Source organism: Curtobacterium sp. PhB136, assembly GCF_004346855.1.
GTDB lineage: Bacteria > Actinomycetota > Actinomycetes > Actinomycetales > Microbacteriaceae > Curtobacterium.
In genome coordinates this window covers 24,676-37,991 of sequence record NZ_SMGH01000005.1, presented here as the reverse complement: position 1 = coordinate 37,991, position 13,316 = coordinate 24,676, and the positions used below count along the sequence as shown (strand labels likewise).

12 protein-coding genes and 3 tRNA genes are annotated in these 13,316 nt (G+C 71.3%); 11 read left to right on the top strand and 4 right to left on the bottom strand.

Going from position 1 to position 13,316, the window contains the following annotated elements; all coding sequences use genetic code 11:
- Positions 1-37: 37 nt before the first annotated feature.
- Positions 38-364: a DUF4229 domain-containing protein gene (locus tag EDF27_RS06555; RefSeq protein WP_123702290.1), complete on the bottom strand. Its 327-nt coding sequence runs from the start codon at positions 362-364 to the stop codon at positions 38-40.
- Positions 365-428: 64 nt separating this feature from the next.
- On the opposite strand from EDF27_RS06555, the gene EDF27_RS06550 reads away from it, so the two are divergent.
- Both EDF27_RS06550 and menD read left to right on the top strand, forming a co-directional pair.
- Complete coding sequence (locus EDF27_RS06550; protein WP_123655503.1) at positions 429-782, top strand: PLD nuclease N-terminal domain-containing protein; 354 nt, start codon at positions 429-431, stop codon at positions 780-782.
- Positions 775-2,523: a 2-succinyl-5-enolpyruvyl-6-hydroxy-3-cyclohexene-1-carboxylic-acid synthase gene (gene menD, locus EDF27_RS06545; RefSeq protein WP_123702650.1), complete on the top strand. Its 1,749-nt coding sequence runs from the start codon at positions 775-777 to the stop codon at positions 2,521-2,523. The genes EDF27_RS06550 and menD overlap by 8 nt, the downstream gene beginning before the upstream one ends.
- Before the next feature lie 44 nt (positions 2,524-2,567).
- Here menD and EDF27_RS06540 read toward each other — a convergent pair whose 3' ends face one another.
- Entirely contained in the window at positions 2,568-3,827 is a 1,260-nt protein-coding gene (locus EDF27_RS06540; protein ID WP_132047853.1) for an isochorismate synthase, read from the bottom strand.
- Between the two features lie 158 nt (positions 3,828-3,985).
- On the opposite strand from EDF27_RS06540, the gene EDF27_RS06535 reads away from it, so the two are divergent.
- The 4 genes from EDF27_RS06535 to EDF27_RS06520 all read left to right on the top strand — a co-directional run bounded on the left by EDF27_RS06535 (position 3,986) and on the right by EDF27_RS06520 (position 8,462).
- Entirely contained in the window at positions 3,986-4,777 is a 792-nt protein-coding gene (locus EDF27_RS06535; RefSeq protein ID WP_123655501.1) for a demethylmenaquinone methyltransferase, read from the top strand.
- A 46-nt stretch (positions 4,778-4,823) separates the two neighbouring features.
- Positions 4,824-5,900: a polyprenyl synthetase family protein gene (locus EDF27_RS06530; protein WP_123655500.1), complete on the top strand. Its 1,077-nt coding sequence runs from the start codon at positions 4,824-4,826 to the stop codon at positions 5,898-5,900.
- An 87-nt stretch (positions 5,901-5,987) separates the two neighbouring features.
- The gene (locus EDF27_RS06525) at positions 5,988-7,355 is read left to right on the top strand and encodes an FAD-dependent oxidoreductase (RefSeq protein ID WP_123702296.1); all 1,368 of its coding nucleotides are present in this window, start codon (positions 5,988-5,990) and stop codon (positions 7,353-7,355) included.
- Between the two features lie 12 nt (positions 7,356-7,367).
- Positions 7,368-8,462: a heparan-alpha-glucosaminide N-acetyltransferase domain-containing protein gene (locus tag EDF27_RS06520; protein ID WP_132047851.1), complete on the top strand. Its 1,095-nt coding sequence runs from the start codon at positions 7,368-7,370 to the stop codon at positions 8,460-8,462.
- Positions 8,463-8,507: 45 nt separating this feature from the next.
- On the opposite strand, the gene cls is transcribed toward EDF27_RS06520, so the two are convergent.
- Together cls and EDF27_RS06510 are read right to left on the bottom strand one after the other, a co-directional pair.
- Complete coding sequence (cls, locus tag EDF27_RS06515) at positions 8,508-9,968, bottom strand: cardiolipin synthase (protein WP_123655497.1); 1,461 nt, start codon at positions 9,966-9,968, stop codon at positions 8,508-8,510.
- A gap of 30 nt (positions 9,969-9,998) precedes the next feature.
- Entirely contained in the window at positions 9,999-10,487 is a 489-nt protein-coding gene (locus EDF27_RS06510) for a YajQ family cyclic di-GMP-binding protein (RefSeq protein ID WP_123655496.1), read from the bottom strand.
- A gap of 113 nt (positions 10,488-10,600) precedes the next feature.
- Between EDF27_RS06510 and EDF27_RS06505 the strand changes: the two genes are divergently transcribed.
- The 5 genes from EDF27_RS06505 (at position 10,601) to EDF27_RS06485 (ending at position 13,255) form a co-directional block, all read left to right on the top strand.
- Positions 10,601-10,682 (top strand) — tRNA-Tyr (locus EDF27_RS06505).
- Positions 10,683-10,852: 170 nt separating this feature from the next.
- Positions 10,853-11,674 carry an inositol monophosphatase family protein gene (locus tag EDF27_RS06500; protein WP_123702302.1) on the top strand — a complete coding sequence of 274 codons (822 nt, stop codon included), beginning with the start codon at positions 10,853-10,855 and terminating at the stop codon, positions 11,672-11,674.
- A 137-nt stretch (positions 11,675-11,811) separates the two neighbouring features.
- Positions 11,812-12,987: a M23 family metallopeptidase gene (locus EDF27_RS06495; RefSeq protein WP_132047849.1), complete on the top strand. Its 1,176-nt coding sequence runs from the start codon at positions 11,812-11,814 to the stop codon at positions 12,985-12,987.
- A 90-nt stretch (positions 12,988-13,077) separates the two neighbouring features.
- Positions 13,078-13,149: transfer RNA gene (locus EDF27_RS06490), tRNA-Thr, on the top strand.
- A gap of 32 nt (positions 13,150-13,181) precedes the next feature.
- Positions 13,182-13,255 (top strand) — tRNA-Met (locus tag EDF27_RS06485).
- The last annotated feature ends 61 nt before the right edge of the window (positions 13,256-13,316 follow it).

Sequence of the window (13,316 nt, the reverse complement as noted above, 5' to 3'; positions counted from 1 at the left end):
GCGGCGGTCGACGCCGGAGCCTGGGCGCGGGAGCGGCTCAGTCGGCGGTCGGGTGGTCCCGGCGCTCGGCGTGCCGATCGGCGTCCGAGACCGGCCGCGCGGTGGGGGCGTCGGTGTCCTCGGCGTCGACGAAGTCGTCCTCGAAGTCCGAGTCGGCGTCGCGCTCCGGACGCCCGCGCCGGTTCGCGAGGTTCGTCGTCACCTGGCCGCGCAACCGGGGCAGTGCGATGTACGACACGAGCAGCCCGATGAGGGCCGCGCCGATCGTGGCCCAGTACCAGGGCAGCCCGATCACGAACAGCACGACGAGCGCCGCCGCGAAGATGCCGAGACGGGCGAGGGTGTAGACGAGCCACGCTTTCACGCGGCAAGTCTACGGACGCCCGACCGTGAGGTCGGTCACAGCCTCACGACGTACGCTGCACCGCATGATCCGCTTGTGGCTCGTCGTCGTCGTCGCCGCCGTGGCGTTCACGGTGTACGCGCTCATCGACTGTGCGACGATGCCGAAGCAGCGCATCCGGTCGCTCCGTCGCGGTCTCTGGCTGCTGCTCATCGTGATCCTGCCCGTCGTCGGCAGCCTGCTGTGGTTCGTCCTCGGTCGTGCACCTGCCGCTCCGGAGCGCACGGCCCGGTACCGTGGTCCCGAAGACGACCCGGACTTCCTCGGCGAGCAGGCTCCCGAGCGGCCCCGCACGGACAAGGACCAGGACGACGCGACCCTCCGAAACCTCGAAGAACAGTTCCACGACACGGACGACGACGGCCGCACCGATCGCTGACGGCGACGGACACCCCGCGTCCGGCAGTCCGGCGTCGGACTTCGCCCTCGCGCTGCTGCAGGAGTTCGCCCGCGCCGGTGTGACCGAGGTCGTGGTCAGCCCGGGCTCACGCTCCCAGGCGCTGGCCCTCGCCGCCGTCGCGCTCGAACGCGCCGGCGGCATCACCGTGCACGTCCGTCTCGACGAGCGGACCGCCGGGTTCTTCGCGCTCGGCCTGGCGATCGAGACCGGCCGACCCGCGCTGGTCGTCACGACTTCGGGCACCGCCGTCGCGAACCTGCACCCGGCCGTGCTCGAAGCGCACCACTCCGGCGTGCCCATGATCGTCGTGTCCGCCGACCGGCCGAGCGAACTCCGCGGCATCGGCAGCAACCAGACCACCGTGCAGCCCGGCATCTTCGCCGACGCGGTGTCGTTCGTCCGGGAAGTCGAGGCGCCGACCGCCCACGGCGTCGACGACGGCACCCGCGAGGTCGTCCGGGGCATCGCCCGCGAAGCCGTGGCCGCCGCCTCCGGACACACCGGTCAGCCCGGTCCGGCCCAGGTGAACGTGGCGTTCCGTGAACCCCTGTCGGCCACACTGCACGACGTCGCGGGCGTCCCCGATGACGAGATCGACACCGCCTACGCCACCCGACGCGTGCACACCGGCCTGCCCGTCGCGGAACTCACGCCGGACGACGACCCCGCGACCGTGGTGATCGCCGGGCACGACGCCGGCGAGGACGCCGAGCGGGTCGCGTGGGAGCTCGGAGCGCCCCTGCTGGCGGAGGTGTCGAGCGGGGCGCGCTACGGCCGGAACCTCGTCGTCACCTACCGCGAGCTGCTCCGCGACCCGGAGTTCGGCGGCCGGGTCCGCCGCGCCGTCGTGCTCGGACACCCGACCCTCAGCCGAGAGGTCCCGGCGCTCCTGCAGCGCGACGACGTCGAGGTGGTGACCGTCCGTGGGGCGGGGGCCGACCCGTACGAGCCGAGCCGAGCCTCCCGTCCGGACGAACCGACCACGCTCGTGTCCGACGTCCGCGTGACGGGCCGGACCAGCCCTGGACACCGTGCGTGGGTGGGACGCTGGGTCGCTGCCAGCCGTGCCGCACTCGGCGACGGCGACGCCGGGCCGGACCTCGACGCGAAGCGGTCCGAGGACCGCGCCGAGCGGAACCGGTTCCTCAAGGACGAGGTGGCGCTCCGTCGTCGACCCGTCGACCGCGCCATGCTCGCCGACGCCGTGTGGGGTGTGACCTGGCCGCACGACCGGCTCGTGCTCGGCGCCTCGCAGATCATCCGCGTCGCGGACGGCCGCGTCGCCGGCAAGAAGATCCGGGTGCACGCCAACCGCGGGCTCGCCGGCATCGACGGCACCGTCTCGACGGCACTCGGCATCGCCGCCGCGCTCGAGACGACACAGGCGGCGGGCGGAACGACACGGGTGCTGCTCGGCGACCTGACCCTGCTGCACGACGTCGGTGCACTGGTCACGGGCACCGAGGAACGGACCCAGCGGGTCCAGGTGGTCCTCGGCAACGACGAGGGCGGCGCGATCTTCCGCGGGCTCGAGGTGGCGGAGACCACCCCGGCCGCGGACATGCGGCGGATGATGACGACGCCGCAGCACGTCGACGTCGAGCGGGTCGTCACGGGGCTCGGGTGGGAGTACCGCCGGGCCGCGACCTGGGGCGACCTCGAACGGGTGCTCACCGACCCCGCCGAACGGGTCGTCATCGAGGTGCCGCTGGCCGACTGAGCGGCGCTGCGGCGGGCCGGGCGGTGCTCGTCGGCGCCGTTCCGCTACGCCAGTGCGTCGCGGATCGGGCGGAACTTCAGCGCGGTCTCGGCGACCTCGCGCGCCGGGTCCGACCCGCCGACGATGCCGGCACCGGCCCACGCGGTGACCGTCCCGTCGTCGTCGATCTGGGCGCTGCGGAGCGCGAGCATCCACTCGCCGTCACCCGACGCACCGAGCCAGCCGACCGGCCCGGCGTAGCGTCCGCGGTCGATGCCCTCGAGCTCCGCGACGAGCCGCACCGCGACGTCGGTCGGGGTCCCCGCGACCGCGGCCGTCGGGTGCAGCGCGTCGGCGATGTCGAGGGACGTCGTGTCCTCCGGCAGGGTGGCCTGCACGTCGCTGGCGAGGTGCCAGAGGTTCGGCAGCTGCAGCCGGAACGGCTCCGGGTCGACGCGGAGGTCCGCGGCGAGCGGTCGGAGCGCGTCGACGAGGGACGCGATGGCGAACGTGTGCTCCTCGACGTCCTTCGCGCTGGATGCCAGCGCCTCGGCGGCGGCACGGTCCGAGACGGCGTCGCTCCCGCGGGCCGCGCTGCCCGCGAGGACCCGCGCGGTCAGTCGGGTGCCGTCGGTGCGGGCGAGGGTCTCCGGGGTCGCGCCGACGAGCCCGTCCACCGCGAACGTCACGCACTGCGGATACGTCGCGGCGAGGTCGAGGAGCAGCGCGCGGCGGTCGGCGCCGGCAGGGAGGGTGCCGACCAGGTCGCGGGCGAGCACCACCTTGCGGGCATCGCCTGCGGTGATGCGGCGGACGGCCTCGGCGACGGACGCGGCGTAGGCGTCCTCGTCGATCCGGCCGGGAACGAGCGCGACCGACAGGTGCGGGCCGACGTGCGGCACCGGTACCGAGGTACGCGTGAAGGTCAGGGGAGCGGGGTCCGGCGTCGTGTCGATCGCGGTCAGCCACGCCTTGCCGCGGCGGCGCCCCACGACGACACGGGGGACGATGAGCACGCTCGTCGCCGCGGAGTCGTCGGCGAACGCGAAGGCGCCGAAGGCCACGAGCCCGGAACCGCGGAGCTGCACCGGGTCGTCGACGACGGCACGCTCGACGATGTCGCGCCACACCTCGGCGGCGTCGCGCATCCGGGACGGGCCGGTGAACTCGAACCGCAGCGCCTCACCGATCCCGATGATGCCGTCGCCGTTGCGCACGAAGGCGAGCGGCTGGTCGGGGAGGGTGTGTCGGAGCACGGCGCCCGGGTCGTCGAGGATCCGGGTCGAGACCGTGAGCGGCGGAGCCGCCGTGGCGGTACGGGTCACGGACCGATCGTACGCGCCGGATCTGCCGGGCAACGCCGCGCCGGACCTGCCGGGCAGCGCCGCGTCGGATTCGCCGGACAGCGCCGCGCCGGATTCGCCGGACAGCGCCGCGGCGGGTGTACCGGCAACGTACGGGACGGACCTCTAGGATTGGTCGGGTGAGCAGAGCGGACATGCACAAGCGGCCGGACGAGGTGGCGGCCATGTTCGACGACGTCGCGGAGAAGTACGACCTGACCAACGACATCCTCTCCGCCGGCAACGCCCCGCTGTGGCGGGTCGCCACCGTGCGCGCCGTCGATCCCCAGCCCGGCGAGCGCGTGCTCGACATCGCGGCCGGCACCGGCACCAGCGCCGCGGCCCTGGCGAAGAAGGGCGCAGAGGTGAGCGCGCTCGACCTGTCGGCCGGGATGATCGCCGTCGGCCGTGAACGCCACCCGGAGATCACCTTCGTCGAGGGGGACGCGGAACACCTCCCGTTCGACGACGACACCTTCGACGCCGTCACGATCTCGTTCGGTCTCCGCAACGTGAACGACCCGATGCAGGCGCTCGGCGAGATGCTCCGGGTCCTGAAGCCCGGCGGCCGCGTCGTCATCTGCGAGTTCTCCACCCCGCCGCTCGCCGCGCTCCGGTTCGGCTACGGCACGTACCTCAAGCGCGTCCTCCCGGGCATCGCGCGCCTGTCGAGCAGCAACCCGGCTGCGTACCGCTACCTCGCCGAGTCGATCGAGGCATGGCCGGAGCAGCAGGTGCTCAGCCAATGGCTCCGCGGCGTCGGGTTCACGATGGTGGCCTACCGCAACCTGACGGCCGGCATCGTCGCGCTGCACCGCGGCCGGAAGCCGGTCGCCGGCACGGTCCGCGAATCGGTCGCACGCCGCGCGAAGGCCCGGCGCGAGCACCAGGCCACCGGCGAACAGCCGCGCGTCGAGCCGACCGACGGCTGACCTGCCCCTCCATCCGCACACGGACCCCCGAACCACGGAGCAGCACTTGAACCCGAGCGTCCCGGTCGCACGTCGCGCACCGAGTCTCCGAGCCTCGCTCGGCATCGGCGAGCGGTTGTTCGCCAGCCCGGCCGAGCGTCGGTTCATCACCGCCGTGGACGACGGGCTCGAGCTCGTCGAGCAGGGGCTCGAGGACGCGATGCGTTCCGCCGACACCCTGGCCGACACGACCAGCCGGTACCTGCTCTCCGCGGGTGGCAAGCGCATCCGGCCGACGTTGACCCTGCTCATCGCACAGCTCGGCAACGGCGTCACCGACCACGTCGTGAAGGCTGCGGTGAGCGTGGAGACGACCCACCTCGCATCGCTGTACCACGACGACGTGATGGACGAAGCGCCCGTCCGCCGCGGGGTCCCGGCAGCGCACGTGACCTACGGCAACAACGTCGCGATCCTCACCGGCGACCTGCTCTTCGCCCGTGCCAGCCTGATCACCGCCGACCTCGGGCCCGAAGGCATCCGGATGCAGGCCGAGACCTTCCAGCGCCTCTGCATGGGCCAGCTGCACGAGACCACCGGGCCGCAGCCGGACGACGACCCCGTCGAGCACTACATCCAGGTCCTCAGCGACAAGACCGGATCGCTCATCGCGACCGCCGCCCGCGCGGGGATCCTGTTCTCCGGCGCCGACCGTGCTTACCTCGAAGCGGTCGGGACCTTCGGCGAGAAGGTCGGCGTCGCCTTCCAGCTCGTCGACGACGTCATCGACCTCGCTCCCGCCAAGGACAAGACCGGGAAGATCGCCGGCAACGACCTCCGTGCCGGCGTCGACACCCTGCCGTTGCTCCAGCTCCGTCGCCGCGCGGCCACCGAGCCGGGCGCCGCAGAGCTCGTGGCACGCATCGAACGGGACGTCACCGGCGCCCCGGACGACGCGGTCACGACCGACACGTACCTCTCCGCGGTGGCCGCGCTCCGCGAGCACGAGGCCACGGCCGCCACGCGGGCGCTCGCCGCGCAGTGGGCGACGGAGGCCGTCGTGGCCCTCGCGCCGCTGCCGGACGGTGTCGTCAAGCGGGCGCTCACCCGCTTCGCGGAGTCCGTCGTCGACCGCAGCCGCTGACGCGGCCGACCGCAGCCGCTGACGCCGCACCCCACAGACCAGCACAGCCACCGGGAGCACCCCACCTGAACGAACTGGAGACGATCAGTGCCCACCCTCCGCCTCGCCATCGTCGGCGCCGGCCCCGCCGGCATCTACGCCGCGGACATCCTCCTGCGGGAAGCGCACGCGTACGACGTGTCGATCGACCTCTTCGAGCAGCTCCCGGCCCCGTACGGTCTCGTCCGCTACGGCGTCGCGCCGGACCACCCCCGCATCAAGGGCATCATCAACGCGCTCCGCGACGTGCTCGACCGCGGTGACATCCGGATCTTCGGCAACGTCGAGTTCGGCAAGGACATCACCCTCGACGACCTCAAGAAGCACTACAACGCGGTCGTCTTCTCCACCGGCGCGATCAAGGACGCTGACCTCGACATCCCCGGCGTCGAGCTCGAGGGGTCGTACGGCGCCGCGGAGTTCGTGAGCTGGTTCGACGGCCACCCGGACGTCCCGCGCACCTGGCCGCTCACCGCGGAGAGCGTCGCGGTCATCGGCAACGGCAACGTCGCGCTCGACGTGTCCCGCATCCTCGCGAAGCACGCCGACGACCTGCTCCCGACCGAGGTCCCGGACAACGTCTACCAGGGCCTCAAGGCGTCCCCGGTCACCGACGTCCACGTCTTCGGACGTCGTGGTCCGGCGCAGGTGAAGTTCACCCCGCTGGAGCTCCGCGAGCTCGGCGAGGTCCGGGACGTCGACATGGTCGTGTACGACGAGGACTTCGACCACGACGAGGCCTCGCTGACCGCGATCCAGACGAACAAGCAGGTCATGGTCATCAACCGCGTGCTCGAGCAGTGGCGGAAGCGTGAGGTCGGGCAGGCCAGCCGTCGTCTGCACCTGCACTTCTACGCGAAGCCCCTCGAGTTCGTCGGCGAGGACGGCAAGCTCACCGCGATCCGGTACGAGCGCACCCGGCCGAACGGCCAGGGCGGCGTCGAGGGCACGGGCGAGATCCGCGAGATCCCGATCCAGGCCGCCTACCGCGCGGTCGGCTACTTCGGCTCGCCGCTGCCGGGGGTCCCCTTCGACGACCGGCACGGCGTCATCCCGAACCACGAGGGCAAGGTCCTCGACGACGACAACCGCCAGATCCCGGGCATCTACGCCACCGGCTGGATCAAGCGCGGACCGGTCGGGCTCATCGGGCACACGAAGTCCGACGCGATGGAGACGGTGCAGCACATCGTCAACGACCAGGCCAGCTGGTGGACGCCCGAGGACCCCTCCGACGAGGCGATCCCGGCGCTCCTGGCCGAGCGTGGCGTGGAGTACACCGACCTCGAGGGCTGGCACCGCCTCGACGAGCACGAGATCGCGCTCGGCGAGCCGCACGGTCGCGCCCGCGTCAAGGTCGTCCCGCGTGACGAGATGATCGACGCGTCGCTCGGACGCACCTCCGACCGGGTCTGACGGGTCCAGCCCGTGACCACCGTGCGCCCCGCCCTCGCCACCGAGGTGCGGGGCGTGCGTCTGACCGGGGTCGACGTCGCACGCGCGATCGCCCTGCTCGGGATGATGGTCGCGCACGTCGGCGGGGCCGCCGAGCAGCTGGACTGGTCGGACCCGTCGGCCTGGGACGCGGTCGTGAACGGCCGCTCCTCGACGCTGTTCGCGGTGCTCGCCGGAGTGTCCGTCGGCCTGGTGAGCGGTCGGACGTCACCGCCCGGTCCGCCGGAGATCACCCGGATCCGCGTCCGGCTCGCGCTCCGAGCGGTGGTCGTGGTGGTCATCGGCATCCTGCTGATGGCACTCGGCACCGACGTCTACGTGATCCTGCCGACCTACGGCGCACTGTTCCTCCTGGTGATCCCGGCGCTCCGGTGGCGTCGACGGACACTGCTCGTCGCGGCCGGTGTCTGCGCGCTGCTGTCGGCTCCGGTCGCGCTCGCGATCGTCCCGCTCTACGCGGGCGGCGGGGTGTTCGGGGCGCAGCTCGGGCTGGTGTACCCGGTGGTCACCTTCCTGGCGTACGTCCTGGTCGGGCTCGCGGTCGCCAGATCCGGTGTGGAGGCCCGGATCACCCAGGTCGCGCTCGTCGCGATCGGCGCACTGGTCGCCACCGCGGCGTACGTGCTCGGCGTGCTCGCGGCGCCGGTCCCGCCGGATGCGGCGAGTGCGTTCCCGGGGGTGCCGTTCGTGCCCCTCGGTTCGTCGTCCGAGCAGGCGTTCGCGCAGGTGTTCCTGTCGCCGCGGGACCACTCGTCCTCGATCGTCGACGTCGTCGCCACCGCGGGGATCGCGGTCGCGGTGATCGGGCTCTGCTCGCTGGTGTTCGACGGGCGCGGGCGTCTGCTCGAGCGCATCGCGTTCCCGCTCGCGGCGGTCGGCTCGATGCCGCTGACGATCTACGCGCTGCACCTCGTCGTGCTCGCCGTGCTGCCGCCGCTGCCCGACTCCGCCAGGACGTGGTGGTGGTTCGCGATCGGGACGATCCTGTTCGCGATGCTCTGGCGCCGCTTCCTCGGCCGCGGCCCCGCCGAGCGCCTGGTCACCCGCCTGACGACGCTCGCGCGCTGACCGCAGCCGGCGGGACGGCGGCGAGCCGGGCCTCCCGGCGGTCGACTACTGCAGGGCGGCGGTGAGCCGCGCGACGTTGTCGAGCACCTGCGAGCGACGCGTCCGGGCGAGCCAGGTGTCGAGGTCGAGTTCGGTGCTCTCCTGCCGGTAGGAGCTCTGCACGCTGCGGAGCGCGTTCACGAAGCGCTCCCCGCGCACCATCACCGAGATCTCGAGGTTCAGGCTGAACGAGCGCATGTCCATGTTGCTCGAGCCGATGACCGCGACGTCGTCGTCGATCGTGAAGTGCTTCGCGTGCAGGATCGTCGGCGCCTTGTACAGCCAGATCTTCACGCCGGCGCGGAGGAGTCCCTCGTAGTAGGAGCGCTGCGCGTGCCACGTCATCGCGTGGTCGCCGATCTCGCCCACGAAGAGCTCGACCTCGACCCCACGCTGCGCGGTCGTCGTGATGGCGTAGAGCATCGAGTCGTCCGGGACGAAGTACGGCGAGGTGATCGACACCTTCTTCTGCGCCGAGTAGAGCAGCGCGTTGAACAGGCGCAGGTTGTTCTCACCGTCGAAGCCCGGGCCGGACGGGACCACCTGGCAGTCCAGGGCGTCCCCGCGGTCCGCACGCTGCACGGGGTCGCTCTCGCGGAGCAGCAGCTCGTCGGTCTCGCTGTACCAGTCCGTCACGAAGAGCGCGTTGATGCCGGCGACGACCGGACCCTCGAAGCGGGCGAAGAGGTCCTTGTACGCCAGGCCCTTCTCGATGTGCGCCTTGAGGTCGTACGACTTGTCGATGAGGTTCTGCGACCCGGTGAACGCGACCGAGCCGTCGATCACCATGATCTTGCGGTGGTTCCGGAGGTCGGGGCGCTGGAACTTCCCCTGCAGCGGCTGCAGGGGGAGCATCAGGTGCCACTCGATGCCGGCCCGGTCGAGGAACGCCAGCGTGTCCTTGTACCCGGGGTACCCGCGGCTCGCCCAGTGGTCCATGAGGAACCGGACCGTCACGCCACGGGCCTGCGCACGGGCGAGGGCGTCGAAGAAGTCCTGCGTCGTCGCGTCCATCGTCGCGATGTAGAACTCGACGTGGACGAACCGGCGGGAGTCGTCGATCGCCCGCGTCATCTCGGCGATGGACTCCTCGTAGTCCGGGTACAGCTCCGCGGAGTTGCCACCGACGAGGGGCATCGCGCCGAGCTTGCGGTTCAGCTCCGTGATGCTCTCGAACCACGGCGGACGGGGATGGTCACGGCGGACGCGCTCGATGCCCTCGGTCTGTTCGAGGATGTACGCGTTGATCTCGGTCTGCTTCTCACGCCGCGCCTTCGGCAGCTTCGTCGACCCGATGACCAGGAAGACGATGAACCCGATGTAGGGGATGAGGAAGATCGCGAGCAACCAGCCGGTCGCCGTCTGCGGCTTCCGGTTGATCGGCACGTAGATGATCGAGAACGCGCGGATCGCCAGGTCGAGCAGGACGAGCAGGACGGTCAGGGTGACGGTGAGCCAGTGCTCCACGGGGATGTCGAGTCGTCGGTGCTGCGCGCGTCAGCGGAAGTTGATGAACTGCAAGGGGACGTCGAACTCTTCGCCCTTGAGCAGCTGGATGGTGTTCTGCAGGTCGTCGCGGCTCTTCGAGGAGACCCGGAGCTCGTCGCCCTGGATCTGGCTCTTCACGCTCTTCGGCGCCTCGGCCCGGAGGAACGCACCGATCTTCTTCGCGACGTCCTGTTCGATGCCGTTCTTGAACTTCGCCTCGATCCGGAACTCCTTGCCGGAGGCGTACGGCTCGCCGGCGTCGATGCTCTTCAGGCTGATGCCGCGCTTGATGGCCTTGGACTCGAAGACGTCGAGAACGGCCTTGGCGCGCTCGGCGGAGTTCGCCTTGATGAGGACGTCCTCGCCGCTGAACGCGATCGAGGCGCCGACACCCTTGAAGTCGTAGCGCTGCTCGATCTCCTTGGCGGCCTGGTTGAGGGCGTTGTCCGCCTCCATCTTGTCGACCTTGCTGACCACGTCAAAGGAGCTGTCTGCCATGCCCGACAGCCTATCCGGCGGCGCGGGGCTCGGTTGGTCACGAGCACGTTCGGCCATCCGGTATGCTGTTCTGGCGCCTCCGGTTGGTGACTACACGGGCTGGGTGCGCACATGGCGAGTTACCCAAGCGGCCAAAGGGATCTGACTGTAAATCAGCCGGCGTAGCCTTCGGGGGTTCGAATCCCTCACTCGCCACGTGTCCATGTGCTGAAGAACTCTCTGCGCATGGTGACGAGATACAACAGGGCCCCGTTTCGACGGGGCCCTTTCTCATTGGTCCCGTGTCTGATTGGTCCCGTGTCTGATTGGTCCCGTGTCTGATTGGTCCCGTGCGAGGCGCAGGGCCGTCCTGGGAGGATCGGGGCATGACTGCTGCGCCGACCCCGACCGAGCTCGCCGACCTCGCCGAAGCGATCGCCACGGAAGCCGCGGCGCTCGCCGCCCGCCGACGAGCGGAGGGTGTCGAGGTCGCGGAGCGGAAGTCGAGCATCGTCGACGTCGTCACGGCCGCCGACCAGGAGGTCGAGGCGCTGGTGCGGACCCGCCTCGCCGAGGCCCGCCCCGACGACGGCTTCTTCGGGGAGGAGACCGAGGCCAGCACCGGCACCTCCGGCATCACCTGGGTCGTCGACCCGATCGACGGCACCGTCAACTACCTCTACGGCAGCCCGCTCTACGCCGTCAGCATCGGCGTGGTCCGCGGCGAGCCGGACCCGTCGTCGTGGGAACCGATCGCGGGCGTGGTCGTCGCGCCGGCCACGGGCGACGTGTACCGCGCCGTCGCCGGGGGACCGGCGCTCCTGAACGGCCTCCCGGTAAGCGTCGCCCAGCCTGCGTCGCTGGCCGAGGCCCTCGTGGCGACCGGCTTCGGCTACACGGTGGAACGCCGACGCGAGCAGGTCGCCGTCCTCGCCGGGCTCCTCGGCGAGGTCCGGGACATCCGCCGCGGGGGATCGGCTGCGCTCGACTGCTGCGCCGTCGGCACCGGGGTCGTCGACGCCTACTACGAGCGTGGGATCAACCCGTGGGACATGGCCGCCGGGTCGATCGTCGCCGCCGCGGCCGGTGCCGTGGTCCGCACGTGGGACGCCGGTGGGACGCGGTCGTTCCTGTTCGCGTCGCCCGCGATCGCCGACCCGCTCGAGGCGCTGGTCCGTGCAGCGGAGACCGAAGCGCTCGGCAGCTGACCCCCGCTCTGGGGCGTCCGTGTGGTCATGACCACGACTGGCGTCACGCTACGACCCCTGGTACCGTCGCTCGGGTCCCGTTATCTGCTCGTTACACACGAGCGCCACTGCCTCGATCAGGATCCTCGCCGAAACGCATGCCCGAAGCTCCCGCCACGCCCATGTCCACCGACCGTTCCGATGCCCCGGCCCCCGCTGTGCACCTGACCCGACGGGCACGGATCGAAGCGGAACGCGCGGCAGTGAAGCACGACGTGCAGCGGGTCGACGCGCTCGGCACCGGGTCTGCTCGGGCAACGGCCGCCGTTGCGGACGAGGCAGCGATGCCCGTGACTCCGCCGGCGCCCGCGTCCCCGGTCCTGCCGGCGTCGACGCTCGCACCGGAGACGCCGCCGGCTCCGAGTTCGCCCGTCGTGGCTCCGGTCGCAGCGCGTCCGACCACCCCGGCCCGTCCCGCGGCAGCGCCGTCCGTCGCCGCTCCCGGCCGTCCGGCGGCTCGCCGCTCGACCCCGCAGGGTGCCCGCGTCGAGGCAGCGCGAGTCGACCGCGCGACCCGGCACCTCGGTGCCGGCCGTCCCGCGACACGGCCCGTGTCCACCACCGCCCCGCAGCGGGGTTCGGCCTTCCGCCGGAACGCCTCCCGCGTGACGGCACTCGGCGCGCTCCTCTTCGTGGCCGGCCTCGTCGTCTCGACCTCCCTCCCCGCGCAGGCGCTCTACACGCCCGAGCCGGGATCGACCACGGTCCGCGGCACCACCGTCGCGGGGGAGACGCAGTCGCTCAGCGTCGGCGCCGCCACCGAGGGTGAGACCAACCGCGACGCGTACACGGTCTCCGACGCGACGCAGTACAAGAACGTCGACTCCTCGTCCTTCACGAACGACCCCACCGGCACCATCCAGTGGCCGTTCCTCACGGGCGTGCCGATCACCTCCGGGTTCGGCGGCCGTCAGGTCGAGGGCTGCTCGTTCTGCTCGACGAACCACCAGGGCGTCGACTTCGCCCCGGGTGAGGGCACCCCGATCCGCGTCATCGCCGCCGGCACCGTCACCAAGGTGCAGGCAGACGACGGCGGGTTCGGCAACGACGTCTGGGTCGAGCACGACGTCGACGGCAAGCAGTTCACGAGTGTCTACGGCCACATGGAGGACAACTCCTTCAAGGTCGTCGAGGGCCAGCACGTCGAGGTCGGTGACGAGCTCGGTCTCGTGGGGTCGACGGGCAACTCGACGGGCCCGCACCTGCACCTCGAGGTCCACGTGGACGGTGTCCCGGTGGACCCGCTGGCGTGGCTCAAGGCCAACGCGAACTAGCCTCGCGAGGCGGCACGCCCGGGCGTCACGGCCGGTTCAAGACCACCGTCCGGGTTCTGCTATCCTCGTGTGGTGCCGCTCGCGGTACACGCCCCGATAGCTCAGTGGTAGAGCACTTCCATGGTAAGGAAGGGGTCGTCAGTTCAATCCTGACTCGGGGCTCCGACCCGGCGAGAACTCATCGCCGGATCTGTGGCGGGGTAGCTCAGTTGGTTAGAGCACACGACTCATAATCGTGGGGTCGCGGGTTCAAGTCCCGCCCTCGCTACCGCAAGCCCGGCGTCCGCGCCGGGCTTTCGTCGTTTCTGGGGGCTGTCCATCTCGGCGCT

Excerpts from the sequence above, each read along its gene's own strand:
- EDF27_RS06550 (WP_123655503.1), top strand. The coding sequence starts at position 429 with ATGATCCGCTTGTGGCTCGTCGTCGTCGTCGCCGCCGTGGCGTTCACG.
- EDF27_RS06510 (WP_123655496.1), bottom strand. The coding sequence starts at position 10,487 with ATGGCAGACAGCTCCTTTGACGTGGTCAGCAAGGTCGACAAGATGGAG.
- EDF27_RS06500 (WP_123702302.1), top strand. The coding sequence starts at position 10,853 with ATGACTGCTGCGCCGACCCCGACCGAGCTCGCCGACCTCGCCGAAGCG.
- EDF27_RS06495 (WP_132047849.1), top strand. The coding sequence starts at position 11,812 with ATGCCCGAAGCTCCCGCCACGCCCATGTCCACCGACCGTTCCGATGCC.